Raw genomic sequence first — 19856 nt, forward strand, 5'->3', positions numbered from 1 at the left:
AGGCAATAACAATGAAAAAACTTGAAGGCAAAGTCGCCCTGGTCACCGGTTCCGGTCGTGGCATTGGCCGTAGCGTCGCGCTGAAACTGGCGGGCGATGGCGCCCGTGTGGTGGTCAATGACCTGGATGCCGGCCCTGCTGAAGAAGTGGTTGCCGAGATCCGCGCCGCTGGCGGCGAAGCCGTGGCCTGCGTCGGCAGCGTCACTGCTGTCGATTTCGCCGAGCGCTTCGTCAAGACCGCGGTCGACAACTTTGGCGGCATCGACATCATCGTCAACAATGCCGGTTACACCTGGGACAACGTGATCCAGAAGATGAGCGATGAGCAGTGGTACGCCATCATCGACTGCCACCTGACCGCACCGTTCCGCATTCTGCGCGCTGCCCAGCCGGTCATCAGCGCCCTGGCCAAGCAGGAGGCCGCCGAAGGCCGTGTGGTCAACCGCAAGGTGGTCAACATTTCCTCGATCGCCGCTGGTGGCAACGCCGGGCAGGCCAACTATTCCTCGGCCAAGGCCGGCATCCTCGGCATGACCAAGTCGCTGTCCAAGGAGTGGGGGCGCTACAACGTCAACGTCAACGCCGTGGCTTTCGGTCATATCGACACCCGTATGACCCAGGCCCTGGCCGGTGATGCCAGCAAAACCGTGAGCATCGAAGGCCGCGAGATCAAGGTCGGCATCCAGCCCGCTGCGATTGCCGCCAGCAACCAGCTGTGCCCGCTGGGCCGTCCGGGCACCCCGGACGAGGCCGCCGGTTCGGTTTACCTGTTCTGCATCCCTGAATCCAATTTCGTCTCCGGCCAGGTGCTGGTGTGCGGCGGCGGTTTCGGCAACGTCTGACCTGATAAGGAGAGCATCATGCGTGTAGAGAACTACGTATCGCCCTGGGAAGACGCCGACCTGGTGGCCTTCCGCGACAGCATCCGCCGTTTTGTCCGCGAGCAACTGCTGCCCCACGAAGACAAGTGGCGCCAGCAGCACCGCTCCGACCGTAGTGCGTGGCTGGCCTGTGGCGAAATGGGCATGATCCTGCCGGACATGCCGTCCGAATACGGCGGCGCCGACGGTACCCCGGCGCACTACGCGGTGGCCATGGAAGAGCTGACCTATGCCGGTGCGATGAGCATCGCCCTGAGCATCAACCACATCGTCGGTCACTACATTCTGGCCAGTGGCACCGAGGCGCAAAAGCGCCAGTGGCTGCCGAAGATCGCCTCGGGCGAGTGCATCTGTTCGATTGCCATGACCGAGCCGGGTACCGGCTCCGACCTGCAAGGCGTGCGTACCCGTGCCGTGAAGCACGGCGACAAGTACCTGATCAGCGGTTCGAAGACCTTTATCAGCAACGGTCAGAACAGCGATATGGTGATCGTGATCGCCAAGACCGACCAGGAAGCCAAGGGCTCGCGCGGCATTTCGTTGTTCATCGTCGACACCAACACCCCGGGTTTCCAGCGCGGCAAGTGCCTGGACAAGATCGGCCTGCCAGGCCAGGACACCTCGGAAATGTTCTTCCAGGACTGCGAAGTGCCGGCGGATTGCCTGCTGGGCGGCGTCGAAGGCCAGGGCTTCGTCCAGTTGATGCAGCAACTGCCCTATGAACGCGCCGAGATTTCGATCCAGGCTGCCGCTTCGCTCGAGCGTGCGCTGGCCTTGACGGTGGAGTACACCCGCGAACGCAAGGCCTTTGGCAAGTCGATCCTGGACTTCCAGAACACCCGCTTCACCCTCGCCGAAGTAAAGGCTACGGTGCTTGCTTCACGGCTGTTCGCCGACCTGATTGTGCAGCGCTGGGTGGATGGCACTCTGGATACGACGCTGGCCTCGATGGGCAAGTTCTGGCTGACCGATCGTCAGGGTGAAGTGATCGACGATTGCCTGCAGTTCTTTGGCGGTTTCGGCTACATGAACGAGTACCCGATTGCGCGCATGTTCGCCGATGCGCGGGTGGCCCGTATCTATGGCGGCGCCAACGAAATCCAGCGTGAGCTGGTGGGACGCTCGCTGTAAGGGGATGGGCCGGGCGACGCTCATCCACGAGAGTGTCGTGCGGCTCGCCAGGGACGGCTTGAGCTTTTTGATCCGAAAGCTCAGACAACAACAATAAGATAGGAGGTTAGGATGAATATCACCCAAGGACTGCACCGCCATCTGCAGCAACGTGCCGATGCCGTTGCCGTGCGTGAATCGGGCCGCAGCCTGACCTTTGCCCAGCTTGCCGAGCGGGTTGCACGCCTGGCCGGTGCCCTCAAGGGCCTGGGCATGGCCAGCGACGACTGCATTGCCATGCTGGCGCGCAACTCGCAGCGCTACATCGAATACAGCCTGGGTGTGCCTTGGGCCGACGGCGTACTCAACCCGGTCAACACCCGCTGGAGCAGCGCCGAGATCGTCTATTCCCTGAACGATTCGGGCTCGACCCTGCTGATCGTCGACGATGCCTTCAAGGATCAGGGTGCGCTGATTGCCAGTCAGGCCGAAACCGTGCGCCATGTCATTTACGCCGGCGACGGCGAAACCCCGCCAGGCATGCTCAGCTACGAAGCGCTGCTGGCCGAAGCGACGCCTGTAGAAGACGTGCGCCGTGGCGGTAATGCCTTGCTGGGGATTTTCTACACCGGCGGCACCACGGGCTTCCCCAAGGGCGTGATGATCAGCCACGACAACCTGGCGTTCGCCGGGCTGTCGGCGATGAGCCGGGGGTTTTTCGGCCCGAACTCAGTGTTCATGCATGCCATGCCGATGTTCCATCTCGCTGATTTTTCGGCCTTGTACTGTCTGATGGTCAGTGGTGGCACGCACGTCATTCTGCCGGCATTCACTGGCGAAGCAGCGCTGGCCACCATTGTCGATGAAGGGGTCACCGACCTGATGCTGGCGCCGACCATGATCCAGATGATGCTGGACGCCCGTCAGGCCAACCCGGACACCGCCGGGCTGGAGCTTGCGAGCATCCGCCATATCGTCTACGGCGCCTCGCCGATCACCCCGGCGCTGCTTGATCGTGCCTGCCAGGCTTTCCCGGCGGCCGGCTTTTTTCAGGGTTACGGCATGACCGAACTGACCACCGGCGGCACCATGCTCGATGCCGAGTATCACTGCGTGAAGCACCAGCTCAGCGGCAAGATGTATTCGGCGGGTCGCGCCGTGAACTGCGTGGAGGTGAAGATCGTCGACAGCCAGGGTCACGAGGTGCCGCGTGGTACGGTCGGCGAGATCATTGTCCATGGCCCCAACGTCATGCTGGGCTACTGGAACCGGCCGCAAGACACCGCACAAGTCCTTAAAGATGGCTGGATGTACACTGGTGATGGCGCGTACATGGACGCTGAGGGCTTCGTGTTTATCGTCGATCGACTCAAAGACATGATCGTCAGTGGTGGCGAGAACATCTACTCGGCCGAAGTGGAAAATGCCCTGTGCAGTCATCCGGCGGTGGCCCAGTGCGCGGTGATTGGCATCCCGTCGGACAAGTGGGGCGAAGCCGTGCATGCCGTGGTCGTGCTCAAACCCGAGGGCAACGCTGACCTTGAGCAACTGGTCGCCCATTGCCGTGAGCGCATCGCCGGCTACAAGTGTCCGCGCAGTGTCGAATTCCGTGCGGCCATGCCGCTGTCGGGGGTGGGCAAGATACTCAAGAACGAGCTGCGCAAGTCCTTCTGGGAAAACCGCACACGCAATGTCGGTTGAGCGGATGAACTCATGACCAGCGTTCAGTTGATTACCACCAAGTTCGCACCACCGCGTCTCGGTACCCAGGCCGTGGCGCGAGAGCAGTTGCTGGAAAAACTGCAGCACTGGCGCCACAGCCGCCTGTTGCTGGTGACCGGCAGCGCCGGGTTCGGCAAGACCACCCTGATTACCCAATGGCGGCAAAGCCTGATCAAGGCCGGTGCACAGGTGGCCTGGCTATCGTTGTCGGCGGACGATGCCCGCTTCGAATCCTTCTGTGCCAGCCTGCTGGGGGCGCTGCGCCATGCTGCGGTTGCGGTCGACGAAGACCTGTTGCTGCTGGCGGGTGCCGAGCGTGATGCGGTGCAGACGGTCTCGGCGCTGCTGGTCAACGCACTGGCGCGCTGTAACGGCAAGCTTTACCTGATGCTCGATGACTTTCACCACGCTCACGACGAACGCATCGCCAGGCTGGTGCAAATGCTCGCCGAGCACCTGCCAGAGGATGTTCACCTGGTGCTGGCGTCGCGCATTGCACCGAACCTGCAATTGGGGCGGTTGCGTGCGCAGGGCGAAGTGTACGAGGTGGATTGCGCGCAGTTGTCCTTCGATTTTCGTGAATCTCTGACCTTTCTCAGGGCGCAGCTCGACGAGCACATGGACCTGGATACGGTGCACGCCGCGCACGAACTCACCGACGGCTGGCCCATCGGCCTGCAGTTGCTGGCCATCGCCCTCAAGAGCAACCTGCGCAAGGCGGTACAAAGCACCCTGCCGGCACGCAGCAGCACGGCGCTGGCCGACTACCTGGCCCAGGACGTGATGGCCGATTTGCCGGGTGATCTGTTCGAGTTCCTGCAAAAGCTGTCGATACTGCGGCGTTTCAATGCCGAACTCGCCGCCCATGTCACCGGCGTGCCGGAGGCTGCCGCGCTGATCGCCGCGATCGAGGAGCGCAATCTGTTCATCCAGCCGGTGGATCAGGCGGGCCAGCAGTGGTATCGGCTGCATCCATTGTTTGTCGAATTCCTCGGCCAGCGCTTGCACAACGGCCAACGCGATATTCGCTGCTTGCACCGGCGCGCGGCGCAGTGGTTCGAGCGCGCCGGACTGGTGCAGGAGGCACTGCGCCACGGCCTGTTGTGCGAGGACTTCGGCCTGATCGTGGAAATGCTTGAGCGCATGCAGCCGTCCACGCGCCGGGTCAGCCACCTGAACCAGTTCATGCGCTGGCTGGAACAGGTACCCAGCGGGGTGCTGGCGGCGCACCCGAACCTGATGTTGCTGGGGATCTGGGGGGCTGTGCTCACGGTACTGACGCACAAGGCGCAGGCCTGGATCACTGAACTCGAGCGTGAGCCGCTGGAGGAACAATGGGCGCTCCAGGTGGTGCTGCTGAAGGCATCACTGGCCATGCACAACGATGACGACAGCCGCTGCATGGCCCTGCTGGAGTCGTTGCAGGGCAGGGCGTTGGAGGTGCCGTTTCTGCAGCAGGTGCGGATCGGCCTGACCCTTAACTGCCTGGCCTTGCGCGGACAGCACGCCCAGGCCCGCAGTCTGTTCCGCCAGCCCGAGGCACGCTGCCTGCGCAGCGACGACGAAATGGCGCTGATGGGGCAGTTGAGCATGGCTTCGGTGAGCCTGCTGGAGGGCAAGGTGCTTGAAGCCGAACGCCTGTGCGCGCCGTTGCTGGAGCAGGCTGAGGCCGTGCATGGGCGGCGTTCGGTGAGTGCCTGCGGCGCTGCCGTGGTTATGGCTCAGGCGTGCTACGAGCTGGACCGTGTGGAGCAGGCCCGTGAGGTGTTGGCCAATCGCCTGGATATCCTGCGTTTTTCCACCCCGATGTCGATGATCGGTGCGGCACTCTGCCATGCGCGGTTGATGACACTGGAAGCATCGCCGCGGGTCGCGCTGGATTACCTGGCCGAGAAGGAAGAGCATTTTTGCACCCTGGGCCTGGATCGCGGTACGGGCAGCATGCTCGCCGAGCAGCTGCGCCTGGCCCTGACCTGCGGGGATCTGTTCCACGCCGAGACGCTGCAGTGCAGGCTCGACGAGCTGGCCCGCAGCCATCGCGGGGCGACACCTTGCGACGCCGAGATCATGGCCCTGGCGGCGCTGTCCAGGGCGCGTCTCTCGCTGGCGCGCCGGCAACCCGAGGCGGCGCTGCAAGTGCTGGATATCGCTCATCGCTATGCGGGCGAGTTCGATCGCGGACGCTGGCGGGTTCAGGTCGAGTTGCTGCGGGCGTTCGCCCTGCAGGCCCTGACGCGTGATACCGAAGCGCGGGAAAGGCTCCAGGCTGCGCTGGCCTGCGGATACCGGCTGGGCCTGGCGCGCACCTTGCTCGATGAAGGTGAGCCGTTTCAGCTGCTGCTTGGCACGCTTGAGCTGGAGGAGGGGGCGGTGCTGGCGGGCTATCGCAATGGGTTGCTCAAGACGTCGGCGATCCGTCCTGCGCCGGTTGCGCGCACGTCGAGCGCGTTGATGACCCGGCGTGAGCAGGAAATCCTCGAGCTGCTGGAGCAGTCGATGTCCAACAAACGCATCGCCCTGGCACTGAACCTGAGCCTGCAGACGGTGAAGTGGAACCTGAAGAACATCTTCTCCAAGCTTGGCGTGTCCAGCCGTTACGACGCCATTCTGGTGGTGCGCCGGCAGCGTGAATGAATCACCCCGGTGGGAGCGGGCTTGCCCCGCGATTGCGGGCTGTCAGCCACATCGCATCGCGGGGCAAGCCCGCTCCCACCGGAAAGCAGCCTTACAAACTTCCCACCAATTGGCCGCCATCTACCGCCAGTACTGCTCCGGACATATAGGCTCCGGCCTGGCTGGCCAACAGCAAAAACGGCCCCTCAAGCTCCTCCAGGCGTCCAAGGCGGCGCATCGGCACGGCGTTGCGAATGTAAGCCTGACCCTGTTCGCTGTCGAAGTAACCGTCGGTCATTTCGGTGATGAAGTAGCCCGGTGCAATGGCGTTGACCCGAATGTCATAGCGGGCCAGCTCCAGCGCCAACGACTTGGTCAGTTGCACCACGCCAGCCTTCGCCGTGCAGTAATGGCTGTAGCCGGTACCGACGCGCAGGCCGAGCATGGAGGCGATGTTGACGATGCTGCCGCCCTGCTTGGCGCGAGCCAGACGTTGCGCTGCACACTGGGCCACGCGCCAGACGCCGTCGAGGTTGGTCGACAGCATGTGGCTCCAGTCCTGCTCGCTGACCTCAAGCACGCGCTGGCCATTGCCGATGCCGGCATTGTTGAGCACCACGTCGACAACGCCGAACGCGGCTTCGGCAGCATCGAAGGCGGCTTCGACGCTGGCCCGATCAGTGACGTCCATGGCCACTGCCAGGGCCTGGCCGCCGTTCTGGCGCAGGGCTTCAGCCAGTTCGTGCAGGCGTTCCACGCGGCGTGCGGCCAGAACCACCCGCGCTCCGGCACGGCTGGCAACGCGGGCGAGGTGGGCGCCGATACCACTGGAAGCACCGGTGACCAGCACGGTTCGGCCATTCAGGGAGAAGGGAGAGGTGATGTCTTCTTGCATGGGCTAATCCTGTTTGTGCGAGGGGCAGGCGCCAGTGTGGCGCCTGCCTGATGCATCAGATGCGTTCGATGGTGGTTTTGCCGGCGGCCACCAGGCGTTCGAGCAATGGCGCCGGGGTAAACCACATCCGGCCATAGTCACCCAGCGAATCGCGATAGTGGCGGATGCCGGCCAGCACTTTGTCCAGGCCGTACTGCTCGGCGTAGTGCATCGGGCCACCAAGGTGGGCCGGGAAGCCATAGCCGTTGATCCACACCAGGTCGATATCCCCCGAGCGCAAGGCGATACCTTCATCGAGCAACTGGATGCCTTCGTTGATCAACATGAACAGGCAACGGGCATGGATTTCCCCATCGTCGACGGGGCGGCGGGTGACATGCAGCTCACCGGCCAGGCGCTCGGCGAGCGCGACCACTTCGTAGTCGTTGTGGCGCTCGCGACCTTCATACTGGTAGAAGCCGCGCCCGGTTTTCTGGCCGTAGCGACCAAGCGCGTAGAGCTCGTCACCGACGCGGCAGTAACTCTCGTCGTGGGCGATGGCAGCGCGGTTGGCATCGCGCACCAGAAAGTTTACGTCGATGCCGGCCAGGTCAAGCATGCTGAACACGCCCATGTTCAGGTCCAGGCCGGTGAGGACGTTGTCCACCTGGGCCGGGGTGGCGCCTTCGAGCACCAGGCGGTGGGCTTCACGGGCGTAGGGCTCAAGCATGCGGTTGCCGATAAAGCCGAAGCAGACACCGGAAACCACCGGGATCTTGCCGATGCTGCGGCCCATCTTGAGCGTGGTGGCCAGCACATCGGCGGCGGTTTCCCGGGCGTTGACCACTTCCAGCAGGCGCATGACATTGGCCGGGCTGAAGAAGTGCAGGCCGATCACATCCTGCGGGCGCGAGGTCACGGCGGCGATCTGGTCGACGTCCAGCGACGAAGTGTTGGTGGCGAGAATCGCGCCCGGCTTGCACACGCGGTCAAGGGTGCGGAACACCTCCTGCTTGATCTGCAGTTTTTCGAACACCGCCTCGATCACCAGGTCGGCGTCGGCCAGGTCGGCATAATCCAGGGTGCCGCTCAGCAGAGCCATGCGCTGCTCCAGCTGGGCCTCGCTGAGTTTGCCGCGCTTGACGCTGATGCCGTAGGTCTGGCGGATCTGGGTCAGGCCGCGGTCCAGGGCATCGCCCTGGCGTTCCAGAAGGATTACCGGAATACCGACATTGGCGAAGTTCATGGCGATACCGCCACCCATGGTGCCGGCGCCGATCACCGCGACCTTGGCAATCGGGCGCAATGGCGTGCAGGCGTCGATCCCGGGCACCTTGCCGGCCTCGCGTTCAGCAAAGAATACATGGCGCAGGGCCTCGGACTGGCGCGAGGCTTCAGCCTGCTTGAACAGCGCCAGTTCGCGTGCCAGGCCTTGCTCCTGCGGCAGCAAACAGGCGGCTTGCACCGCCGAGAACACCAAGCGCGGCGCCAGCCGGCTTTTCCAGCGCGGCTCCTGCTCGACGCAGTAACGTTCGAAGAAGTCTGCAGCCACGCCCTTGGCCGGATCGGCAAAAGGCTCGCTCGGGCGGGCCGGAGCGCCGCTGGCAATCAACTCGCGGGCATACTCGCAGGCGCTGGCAAGCAGGTGTTCGGCGCTGTCGGCGAGGCGGTCTACAATCCCCAGCTCCAGGGCGCGTTTGGCCGGAACCTGGGCGCCACTGATCATCATCTCCAGTGCCGCTTGTACCCCGATCAGCCGCGGCAGGCGCTGGGTTCCACCGGCACCGGGCAGCAGGCCGAGGTTGATTTCCGGCAAGCCGACGCGGGTTTGCGGCTCACCAATGCGATAACCACAGGCCAGGGCCAGCTCAAGACCGCCACCCAGGGCGAGTTTGCCAATGGCGGCAACCAGGGGCTTGTCGAGCCGGGTCAGGCGCAGCAGGACGTCGGGCAGATTCGGTGTGGCAAAGGATGCGGGGCTGCCGAATTCAGTGATATCGGCGCCGGCGCAGAACAGCCCCGAGGCGCCGAAGATCACGATGGCACGCACCGAAGGATCGCTGTTGGCCTGTTCGCATGCCTGCAGCAGGGCGGCGCGCAGCGGCTGGCCGAGGGCGTTGACCGGCGGACGAGCGAGGCCGATCAGGGCCAGGTTGTCTTCCACCTGATAGGTAACCAGAGAATTCATGGTGACTCCTTTGTAGCGCTAATGGGGGGACGGGCTCAGAACCACTGGTCCTGCATGTCAACGCTGGTGCGGTTGGCACTGGCGAGCAGGCGGGCCTGGGCATCGATGCCGGCCAGTTCCCAATCCATGAAGTAACGTGCCGCCTGCAATTTACCGCTATAGAAGTCGGCTTCGCTGTTTACTGCCCCGGCATCCAAGGCGCGGCTGGCGACCAGTGCCATGCGCAACCAGAGCCAGCCCACCAGCACGCGGCCGAACAGGTCCAGGTACGCAGTGGCGTTGGACAGGCCGCGATTGGCGTCGGCGGCAACCTGGGCCAGCAGGCTTTCGGTGACATCCTGCAAGCGATCCATGGCGCCACTCAACAGGTAGGCAAGGGCGGCGCAGCGGTCGTCGCGCCCGGCTTCGCCGAGGGTGCGGCGGACCCGCTCGCAGAACAGACGGTAACCTGTGCCGCCGTTCTGCTGCAGCTTGCGCCCGAGCAAATCAAGGCCGTGAATACCTTCGGTGCCTTCATGGATGGGGTTCAGGCGGTTGTCCCGGTAGTACTGCTCCAGCGGGTACTCGCGGATGTAGCCGGAGCCGCCGAGGATCTGCACGCCGATGTCCGAGGCGATAACGCCGTACTTCGACGGGTAGGACTTGACCATCGGAATCAGCAGGTCGAGCAGTTCGCCGGCATCGCGGCGCGTTTGCTCCTCGGCTGCGGTATGGGCGTCTTCGTACAGGCTGCTGGCATACAGACACAGCGCCAGGCTGCCTTCGGCGTAGGTCTTCTGCTGCAGCAACATGCGCCGCACATCGGCGTGTTCGACAATACGCACCTGTGGCGACAACGGGTCTTTGGCGCCTGGCAGGCGGCCTTGCGGGCGTTCGCGGGCGTAGTCCAGGGCGTGAATGAAGCTCTGGTAGGCCAGCGCCGAAGCGCCCAGGGCCACACCGATACGCGCCTCGTTCATCATCTGGAACATGTACGACAGGCCCTTGTTGGCTTCGCCCACCAGGTAACCGACCGCACCCGCCTGCTCACCGAAGTTCAGCACGGTCGAGGTGGTGTTGCGGTAGCCCAGCTTGTGCAGCAGCCCGGCCAGGGCCACGTCGTTGCGTTCGCCGCGCTGACCGTTGGCGTTGACCAGGAACTTGGGCACCAGAAACAACGAGATGCCACGGGTGCCGGCAGGAGCGCCTTCGATCCGCGCCAGCACCATGTGCACGATGTTGTCGGTCAGCTCGTGGTCACCACCGGAAATGAACATCTTCTGTCCGAACAGGCGGTAGCTGCCGTCGTCGGCCGGGCGGGCGAGGGTGCGCAGATCGCCAAGGGCCGAGCCCTGGCCCGGTTCGGTCAAGGCCATGGTGCCGCTGAAGCGGCCATCGAGCATCGCCGGCAGAAAGCGCTCGCGCAGGGTGTCGCTGGCAAAGCTCTTGACCAGGTTGGCAGCGCCGATGGTCAGGAACGAGTAGGCCACGGTGGCGATATTGGCGGCATTGAAATAAGCCATGCTGGCGCGCAAGATGACTTCCGGCAGTTGCAGCCCCCCGTCGTCGGCGTCATGGTGGGCGGCGAGGAAACCGGCTTGGGCGAAGGCATCCCAGGCAACCTTGGTTTCTGGAATCAGGGTGATTTTTTCACCGTCGAAGGTGGGCTCCTGGGCGTCGCCTTTCTGGTTGTGCGGGGCGAAATATTCGGCGGCGATGCCGCGAGCAGTTTCTAAGGTGGCGTCAAATACCGCACGGTCGTGCTCGGCATAACGTGGACGCTGCAGCAGCGCCTCGGTGTCGAGCAGTTCATAGAGTTGGAAACTCAGTTCGCGTTCGTTGAGCAGTGCATCGGTCATCGTGGTCTCTCGCACAGGACCTGGCGCCTAGGTGGCCAGCGGTTTGTGATCGGTATCAGTAGAGCCAATTGCCGGGAGTGGTGCGCCCCCCCAAAGGGGTGGGACAAGAGGTTGTTGCTGTTGAGGCTGTGGGTTGATCCATTTTTTGTGGCGATGCTGGCGGCCCCTTCCGCCTTTACGGCGGGTCCCTTTTGTCTTGGCAAAAGGAACCAAAACCGCTTGCTCCTGCATCCGGCCCTACGCTGCGCTCCGGGTCCCCTCCCTCCGGCACCTTCCGGGGCCACGCGGCCTACGACTTGCTACGCCAAGTCTACGGCTCGCGTTCTTCGGCTACGCCGAAGGTGCTGCGCACCGGCCCCTACAGGCACCTCCGCTCGGCCTCCTGAAGTCGCAGTCCGCGGCGCCTGAACTTGCGTGTATGAAGATCAAGATCAACATGTTGAAGCAGGATTTTCCCGCGATTGCATCAGCCTGCCGCCACCAACATCTGATTTCGAAGATACGCCCGTATAGGCGCCACCCGTAACTTTGCGACTTCAGAAGGCTGAGCGTAGGTGTCTGGAGGGGGCTGGTGCGCAGCACCCTTCGGCCAGAGCCGAAGTTCGCGAGCCGTAGACTTGGCGAAGCAAGTCGTAGGCCGCGATGCCCCTGGAAGGCACCGGAGCGAGGGGACCCGGAGCGCAGCGTAGGGCCGTATGTAGGAGCCAGCGCTTTTGGTTCCTTTTGCCAAGACAAAAGGGACCCGCCGTAAGGGCGGAAGGGGCCGTCAGCGTCGCCACACAAAATGGATAAGCTAACAACTCCAACACCCCAAACACCCCAACGCTGACAGAACGGGCAGAGTTCAGAACTGCTGATCGTCCATCTGCAAGACAGCATCCGCACCCTGAACCACGACCCGCGACAGACTTTCGACCTGGGCCAACAGCTGATCCGCGTAGAACCGGGCGGTGAGCAGTTTGCCGCGATAGAAATCCTGATCGTCGCTGCCGGCCTTGAGCTGGCGGTGGGCGACCAGTGCCGAGCGGGCCATCTGCCAGCCACCGGCGACGATACCGAGCAGCTCCAGAAACGGCACGGCGCCGGCCGCGACACGGGCCGGTTGCGTGGCAAAGTGGCTGACGATGAACTCGACGCTGGCGTTCAGCGCCACCAGCGCCCGGGCCAGCGCACTGGCGTTCGCCTGCAGTTGTGGATCGTCGGTCCAGGCCAGCTCTTCCATCACCCGGTAAATCTGCTTGCTCAACTGGCCGATGGCCTTGCCGCCATCACGGGCGATCTTGCGGCCGATCAAGTCGGCAGCCTGGATACCGGTGGTGCCTTCGTACAGGGTGGTGATCCGCGCATCGCGCAGGTGCTGGGCAGCGCCGGTTTCCTCGATAAAGCCCATGCCGCCATGGATCTGGATTCCCAGCGAGGCGATGTCCACGGCGTTCTCGGTGCTCCAGCCCTTGACCACCGGGATCATCAGGTCGACCAGCGTTTGGGATTCCTGACGCACCGCCGGGTCTAGATGGCGCTCGGCGCAGTCCATCGCCGCCGCGACGGCGCAGGCGAGGGCGCGCATGGCCTCGGTGCGCGACTTCATCGACAGCAGCATGCGCCGCACATCCGGGTGGCGGATGATCGCGACGTTGCTGCGCTCAACTGCGCCGATCTCGCTGCCCTGGATCCGCTCGCGGGCATAGGTGCGCGCCCGCTGGTAGGCGCGTTCGCTTAAGCCCACGCCTTCAACGCCGACGCTGAAACGGGCCGCGTTCATCATGATGAACATGTATTCCAGGCCACGGTTTTCCTCGCCCACCAACCAGCCCAGGGCGCCTTCATGGTCACCGAACGCCAGCACGGCAGTCGGGCTGGCGTGGATACCCAGCTTGTGTTCGATGGATGCGCAGCGCACATCGTTGCGCGCGCCGAGGCTGCCATCGCTGTGCACCAGGAATTTCGGCACGACAAACAGCGAGATGCCTTTTACCCCGGCCGGCGCGTCCGGTGTACGGGCCAGCACCAGGTGGACGATGTTTTCGGTGAGGTCATGTTCGCCATAGGTGATGAAGATTTTCTGGCCCTTGATGCGGTAGGTGCCATCGCCCACCGGCTCGGCGCGGGTGCGCACCGCAGCCAGGTCGGAACCGGCCTGGGGCTCGGTGAGGTTCATGGTGCCGGTCCATTCACCGCTGATCATCTTCGCCAGGTAGGTTTGTTTCAGATAGGCCGAGCCGCGCAGCTCGATGGCCTCGATAGCGCCACGGGTGAGCATCGGGCACAGACCGAAAGACAGGTTGGCACCGTTCCACATCTCTTCCACCAGCGCCGACACCACCCGTGGCAGCCCCTGTCCGTCGAACTCGGGGTTGCAGGAGAGTGCGTTCCAGCCGCCATCGATGAAGCGCTGGTAAGCCTCGCGCCAGCCTTTGACCGTGCTCACTTCGCCGTCGCACCAGCGTGCGCCTTCGCGGTCACCTTGTGTGTTCAGCGGCGACAGCACGCCGTGGGCGAACTTGCCGGCTTCGCCGAGAATGGCTTCGACAAGCTCGGCATCGAGCTGATTACAGCCGGGTAGTTCTCGCACCTGGTCCAGGTAGCCCAACTCATTGAGAACAAACTGCATGTCGCGCAGGGGCGCGTGGTATTCACTCATGACTGGATCCTTGGCCGATTTTATTGAGGCTCATGAAGACTGCGAAAGGTGAGCTTGTGTGCTCAGGCACTGACGCAGAGTTCAACAGATTGGCTGGACAAAGTGCCCACCCCAGTGGGGTGGGCGTTGCATTGCGGGGTCAGGGGGCTTTCTTCTGGCTCTGCAAAAAGTCCTGAACCAGGTTCGAGCGGTCAAACGTCTTGGCCGGTTGCACCGGTGGGTACTCGGCCAGGGTCTTGAGGTGCGCGCCGATCAGCTCGCCCATCGGCCCCGAAATCCAGGAGGATTTCTGAATCAACTGGCCATAGGAGTCCTTGCTGTCGTAGCTCTCGAACGGGTCGCTGCGCAGGTTGAACATCAACGGTGCGAAGCGCGGTACCAGTTGCGCGTAGTAGTCCTCCTTGGTGGAGAAATGCAGCTTCCAGGGACCCATGCGCACCGCGGTCAGTTTGCTTTCGATGTAGTAAAGGATGCTGGTGCGCTTGCTCACCGGCGACTTGCCGGTCCAGTAGGCGAGGTTGTTGATGCCGTCGATGTACTGCTTTTTTTCGGTGCGGATCCGCTCCGCGACATCCGGCACTCCGGCCGCGGTCGCCAGGGTGGTGAACATGTCCTGATGCGCCTGGATGCCGTTCTTGATCTGGCCCGGCTGGATCACGCCTGGCCAGCGCAGCATCGAGGGCACGCGCACGCCGCCTTCGTAGGTGGTCATCTTCTCGCCGCGAAACGGCGTGGTTGCACCATGGGGCCACGACGAATGCTCCGGACCATTGTCGGTGGAGTACCAGACGATGGTGTTGTCCTCCAGGCCCTGATCCTTGAGGAAGGCGAGTACCTGGGCAATGTCATGGTCATGCTGGAGCATGCCGCTGCCCTGGGTATCGTCTTCGTGGGTGTACTGCGCGGCGGCGTGGCGCCATTTGTCGTTGAGGTGGGTGTAGAGGTGCATGCGACTGGTGTTGAGCCAGACGAAGAAGGGCTTGTCCTGATCGTGCGCCTTGCGCATGAAGTCCAGGGCTTTGGGGATCACTTCGGCGCCATCGAAGTCTTCCATGCGCTGCATCGTCAATGGCCCGGTGTCTTCGATGGTCTGCTTGCCGACCGGCCCGAATCGGGGGTCTACAGTGGTGTCGTCCTGCTCACTGGCGAAGGTATGCAGCACGCCCCGGGTCTGGAATTTCTTCGCATAGGCCTGCGGCCCGCCGGGATAGTCTTTGGCGTAGTTCTGGTAGTCGGTGTACTGGTGCTGTTCTTCGGTGTTGAGGTGGTACAGGTTGCCAAAAAACTCATCGAAGCCATGCACCGTCGGCAGGTTGGGGTTGTTGTCGCCCAGATGGTTCTTGCCGAACTGCCCGGTGTTGTAGCCGGCGCTTTTCAGCACCTGGGCAAGGCTTGGCGAGGCGGCCTGCAGGCCGAGTTTGTCACCCGGTTGGCCGACGGTGGTCATGCCCGAGCGGATCGGGTACTGGCCGGTGATGAAGGCGGCCCGGCCTGCGGTGCAGGAGGGCTGCGCGTAGTGGTCGGTAAAGCGGATGCCCTGCATGCCGATGCTGTCGATGTTCGGCGTGCTGTAGCCCATGGTGCCCATGCCATAGGCGCTGACATTCTGCCAACCGATGTCGTCGCCCCAGATCACCAGGATATTGGGTTTGGCTGTCTGCGCATGGGCAAGCGGGGCGGCCAGTGCCAGGCAGGTCAGACAGGGTACGGCCAGCAACCGCCTCAGGTAGCTGATCATCGGCGCTCTCCTTTATCCGCTGGTAAAACCTGCAGGGTTTCCAGCGCATCGCGCAGTGCCGCTGGCAGTGGCACCGGCCGACGGCTTATGCGGTCGACATAGACATGCACGAAGTGGCCCTGGGCCGAGGCCTCGGTGTTGTCGTTGGCGAACAGCCCGACCTCGTAGCACACGCTTGAACTGCCCAGGCGTGCCACGCGCAAACCGGCGCGCACCAGGTCGGGGAAGGCAATGGAGGAGAAGTAACTGCAGTGGGTATCGACCACCAGGCCCACGGTCGGGCACTGATCGAAGTCCAGCAGCTTCTGTTCCAGCAGCCAGCCGTTGACCACGGTGTCGAACCAGCTGTAGTAGATGACGTTGTTGACGTGACCATAGACGTCGTTGTCCATCCAGCGTGTGGTGATGTCACGCAGGTAGGGGTAGGCGCTGCGCGCTTGCGGTATGGGTTTGCTCATGGCTTCAAGCCTCCTGCTGCAGGCGGCGTACACGAATGTCCGCCTGTTCTTTGTGCCCCGACATATGTTCATAGCTGCACAGCCGCGAGCAGTACTGGCCAATCATCACGCTCGCGGCGTCGGTCAGCACGCGCTGGTAGGTGTGGGTCTTGATGAACTTGCCGACCCACAACCCGCCGGTGTAGCGACCGGCGCCCATGGTCGGCAGGGTGTGGTTGGTACCGATGACTTTGTCGCCATAGCTGACATTGGTGCGGTGGCCGAGAAACAGCGCGCCGTAGCGGGTCATGCGCTGGTGATACCAGTCCGGGTCGTGGGTCATTACCTGCACATGCTCGGAGCACAGGCGCTCGGCGACTTCCAGCGCCTCTTCGTCGCTGTCGCACAGGTAGATCTCGCCGAAGTCGCGCCAGGCGACGCTGGCGACCGGTGCTGTATCCAGACGTGAAAGCACCTGGTCGATAGCGGCCGGAAGCTGTTCGGCGATGGTTTTGCTGGTGGTCACGCAATAGGCCGGGGAGGTGGGGCCGTGCTCGGCCTGGCCGAGCAGGTCGACGGCGACCAGTTCGGCGTCCACCGTGTCGTCACAGATCACCATTGTCTCGGTGGGGCCGGCAAACAGGTCGATACCGACGCGGCCATACAGCTGACGCTTGGCTTCGGCGACATAGGCGTTGCCCGGGCCGACGATCATGTCGACCGCCGCGATGCTGTCGGTGCCAAGGGCCATCGCCGCCACGGCCTGGACGCCGCCCAGGCAGTAGATCTCATCGGCGCCGGCCAGGTGCATGGCGGCGACGATTTCCGCGCAGGGCTTGCCATCGAAGGGTGGCGCACTGGCAATCACCCGCTTGACCCCGGCAACCTTGGCGGTCAGTACGCTCATGTGCGCGCTGGCGATCAACGGGTACTTGCCGCCAGGAATGTAGCAACCCACCGAGTTGACCGGGATGTTGCGATGACCAAGGACTACGCCGGGCAGGGTCTCGACCTCGACGTCGTGCATCGAGTCTTTCTGCACCTGGGCGAACCGGCGGATCTGTGCCTGGGCAAACAGGATGTCATCGAGTGTCTGCTTCGGCAGGCTGGCGATGCAGGCGTCGATCTGTTCCTGGCTCAGGCGCAGGCTTTGCGGCGTCCAGTTGTCGAATTTCGCCGAGTACTCGCGTACCGCCGTATCGCCGCGCTGCTCGATATCGCTGAGGATGCCCTCGACGGTGGCGCGCACCTGGGCCTGGTCGCTGGCCTTGGCCTGGGCCGATTGCCCCTTTTTGAGGTGTTGAATCACGGTAGATCTCCTTCAGGTTTCAGAGGTTGCGCCTCAGGCGGATTGGTAGGTCGGCACTGCAGGCCGGGCGACCCGCAGCACAATGGCACTGGCGAGCAGGTACAGGCCCATGACCAGGAACAGGCTGTAGGTGGTGCCGCCGCTGGCGGTATTCAGGGCACTGGTGAGCGAAGGAATGACCGCCCCACCGAGGTTGCCGATGCTGCTGACCAGGGCAATGCCTACCGCTACCGAGGGGCGCGGCAGGTATTCCGAGACCAGGGCGAAGAACACCGGCGGTACCGAGGCGATGCCCAGCATGGCCAGGCACAGGCCGAGCAGCGAGACGCCCAGTTGCCCCTGGGCCAGGACGATGATCGCCAGGCCGCAGGCGGCCACCAGTGCGCCGCTGGAAAAATGCCAGCGCCGCTCGCGAAGGCGGTCCGAACTGCGGCTTAGCAAGAGCACCCCGGCCACCGCGCACAACTGTGGCAGGGTGGCGTAGATGCCGACGTCCATCAGGTCGGAGACGCCCCAGCCGCGAATCAGCGTGGGGGTCCAGAAGGCCATTGCATAGGTGCCTGCAACCATCAGCACGTAGACCAGCGACAACGCCCAGAACTTCGCATCGCCGAACAGGTCGCGCAGCGAAGCATGGCTGGCCTTGAGCGATGACTGCTGCTCGGCGTCCAGTTGTGCGCGCAGGCGGGCTTTCTCGTCGGCGCTTAGCCAGGTGGCCTGTTCAGGACGGTCGACCAGTACGCGCCAGGCCACCAGGCCCAGGAGCGGGGCGGGCAGGCCTTGCACCAGAAACAGCCATTGCCAGCCGTGCCAGCCATTGAAACCGTCAAGGAATTTCATGATCGCACCCGACAGCGGCCCGGCGATCAGGCTGGCGAAGATAGCCCCGAGCAGGAACACCGCGATCATCCCCGCACGCCGTGCTGGCGGGTACCAGAAGGTCAGGTAGAGCAATGCCCCGGGGGTGAAGCCGGCTTCGAAGGCGCCCAGCAGAAAGCGCAGCACATAGAACTGCGTGGGGGTCTGCACGAACATCATCGCCATGGCGACCACACCCCAGCAGACCATGATGCGCAGCAGTGTCTTGCGCACGCCGATCTTTTCCAGCATCAAGTTGCTGGGCACCTCGAACAACAGGTAGCCGATGAAGAAGATCCCCGCGCCCAGGGCATAGACGGCGTCGCTGAACGCCAGTGTCTCTTTCATCTGCAACTGCGCGTAACCGACGTTGATGCGATCAAGAAATGCCACGACATAGGCGGCCATCAGCAGCGGCATGATGCGCCAGCCGATTTTTCGATACAGCCTGCGGTCGTCTGCGGTTTCGCTGCGGTTCATGCCTGTCTCCTGATGGTTTTTGTTGTTATTGACCTGCAAGGGTGTGGCGCTAAGCCGTGGCGCGCCGCACCAGATGCCCGGGCACTTCGTACAGCGCCGGGATGCTGCCAGCGGGGCGGCCTGCGCCCAGCAAACGGATGGCGCAGGCGATCATCTGGCTGACCGGCTGGTGCACGGTGGTCAGGCCATGCTCCGGATAGCCGGCGGCGAGGATGTCATCGAAGCCGACCACGGCGACGTCTTTGGGTACCCGCAGGCGGGTGTTCATGCGCAGGTGACTCAGCACCCCAAGGGCCATGACGTCGTTGGCACAGAACACCGCGTCGATGGCCGGCTGCCCGGCGCTGAACAGATGAGCGGCTGCGGCGCGTCCGCCTTCGTAGCTGTACCCGCCGTGGATGCAGGCGACCACCGCCTGACCATGCACCGCCAGGCCCTGTTCGAAGCCGAGCAGGCGGTCGGCGGTAGTGGAGACGTTCGGATCACCGGACACGAAGGCGCAGGCGCGGCGTTTTTGCCCCACCAGGTACTCGGCCACCCCGGCGGCCATGCGCTGGTTGTCGCAGCACACCGACCAGACGGTCGGGTCTTCGACGCGGCGGTTGAGGAACACCACGGCAACTCCTTGGCGAGCGCACAGCTCGGACATGTGCGAAGACAGCCTGGCCGCCGTGACCACAATGCCATCGACCTGGTACTGCAGCAGCTGGGGCATCAGCGCGTCGGCATCACCGCCGGCCGGGACCACGAACAGCAGCAGTTGCTGGCCGGACTCGCGCAGCTGCAGGGAGAACGCCTCAAGCACTGCGGGGTAGAACGGATTGCTCATGTCGCCCATCACCAGGGCCACGATGCCGGTACGCCGTCGGTTCAGCGAGCGGGCGATGGCATTGGGTCGATAGCCCAGCTCATCGGCCATGGCCAGGATGCGTGCGCGCACTGCGGCGGAGATACGCGACTGGGCGTCGAAGGCACGGGTGACCGTCGAAGTGGCGACCCCCAGGCGTTGGGCCAGGTCCCGGGCGGTGATCCGGGTGACGGCCAGCTGGCTGGGTTGGGCGGGTGACTCCGTGGCGCCGCGCTCGTGTGGCATGCCAGTTCCTCAGGCGGTTGTGCAATCGTGTGCACTGATGACCCGGATGCTATCCACGTTGCCCATCACGCACC

At 63.7% G+C, this 19856-nt stretch carries 13 protein-coding genes; 4 read left to right on the plus strand and 9 right to left on the minus strand.

Going from position 1 to position 19856, the window contains the following annotated elements; translation table 11 throughout:
* The first annotated feature begins 11 nt into the window (after positions 1-11).
* From ACVI9W_RS23345 to ACVI9W_RS23360, 4 genes are all read left to right on the plus strand, one after another.
* The gene (locus ACVI9W_RS23345; protein WP_157192269.1) at positions 12-842 is read left to right on the plus strand and encodes an SDR family NAD(P)-dependent oxidoreductase; all 831 of its coding nucleotides are present in this window, start codon (positions 12-14) and stop codon (positions 840-842) included.
* Positions 843-860: 18 nt separating this feature from the next.
* Positions 861-2012, plus strand: a complete 1152-nt coding sequence (locus tag ACVI9W_RS23350) for an acyl-CoA dehydrogenase family protein (protein ID WP_461531379.1) — start codon at positions 861-863, stop codon at positions 2010-2012.
* 111 nt (positions 2013-2123) lie between these two features.
* Positions 2124-3692, plus strand: coding sequence for a long-chain-fatty-acid--CoA ligase (locus ACVI9W_RS23355; RefSeq protein ID WP_461531380.1), 1569 nt, complete (start codon positions 2124-2126; stop codon positions 3690-3692).
* Positions 3693-3704: 12 nt separating this feature from the next.
* Positions 3705-6347 (plus strand): LuxR C-terminal-related transcriptional regulator, encoded by a 2643-nt coding sequence (locus ACVI9W_RS23360; protein ID WP_461531381.1) that lies wholly within the window; start codon positions 3705-3707, stop codon positions 6345-6347.
* A gap of 91 nt (positions 6348-6438) precedes the next feature.
* Here ACVI9W_RS23360 and ACVI9W_RS23365 read toward each other — a convergent pair whose 3' ends face one another.
* The 9 genes from ACVI9W_RS23365 to ACVI9W_RS23405 all read right to left on the minus strand — a co-directional run bounded on the left by ACVI9W_RS23365 (position 6439) and on the right by ACVI9W_RS23405 (position 19782).
* The gene (locus ACVI9W_RS23365; RefSeq protein WP_461531382.1) at positions 6439-7221 is read right to left on the minus strand and encodes an SDR family NAD(P)-dependent oxidoreductase; all 783 of its coding nucleotides are present in this window, start codon (positions 7219-7221) and stop codon (positions 6439-6441) included.
* Positions 7222-7276: 55 nt separating this feature from the next.
* Positions 7277-9388: a 3-hydroxyacyl-CoA dehydrogenase NAD-binding domain-containing protein gene (locus ACVI9W_RS23370; protein WP_461531383.1), complete on the minus strand. Its 2112-nt coding sequence runs from the start codon at positions 9386-9388 to the stop codon at positions 7277-7279.
* Between the two features lie 35 nt (positions 9389-9423).
* Positions 9424-11226 (minus strand): acyl-CoA dehydrogenase, encoded by a 1803-nt coding sequence (locus ACVI9W_RS23375; RefSeq protein WP_461531384.1) that lies wholly within the window; start codon positions 11224-11226, stop codon positions 9424-9426.
* 844 nt (positions 11227-12070) lie between these two features.
* Positions 12071-13867 (minus strand): acyl-CoA dehydrogenase C-terminal domain-containing protein, encoded by a 1797-nt coding sequence (locus ACVI9W_RS23380; protein WP_461531385.1) that lies wholly within the window; start codon positions 13865-13867, stop codon positions 12071-12073.
* 139 nt (positions 13868-14006) lie between these two features.
* Positions 14007-15605 carry an arylsulfatase gene (locus ACVI9W_RS23385; RefSeq protein ID WP_461531386.1) on the minus strand — a complete coding sequence of 533 codons (1599 nt, stop codon included), beginning with the start codon at positions 15603-15605 and terminating at the stop codon, positions 14007-14009.
* On the minus strand, positions 15602-16063 hold the full coding sequence (locus ACVI9W_RS23390) for an acyl-CoA thioesterase (protein WP_461531387.1): 462 nt from the start codon (positions 16061-16063) through the stop codon (positions 15602-15604). Before ACVI9W_RS23390 ends, ACVI9W_RS23385 begins: the two co-directional genes overlap by 4 nt.
* A 4-nt stretch (positions 16064-16067) precedes the next feature.
* Positions 16068-17351: a histidinol dehydrogenase gene (hisD, locus tag ACVI9W_RS23395; RefSeq protein ID WP_461531388.1), complete on the minus strand. Its 1284-nt coding sequence runs from the start codon at positions 17349-17351 to the stop codon at positions 16068-16070.
* Between the two features lie 33 nt (positions 17352-17384).
* Positions 17385-18689, minus strand: a complete 1305-nt coding sequence (locus tag ACVI9W_RS23400; protein WP_461531389.1) for an MFS transporter — start codon at positions 18687-18689, stop codon at positions 17385-17387.
* Positions 18690-18738: 49 nt separating this feature from the next.
* Positions 18739-19782, minus strand: coding sequence for a LacI family DNA-binding transcriptional regulator (locus ACVI9W_RS23405; RefSeq protein ID WP_461531390.1), 1044 nt, complete (start codon positions 19780-19782; stop codon positions 18739-18741).
* Positions 19783-19856 lie beyond the last annotated feature (74 nt).

The organism is Pseudomonas sp. 210_17 TE3656 (assembly GCF_054821965.1).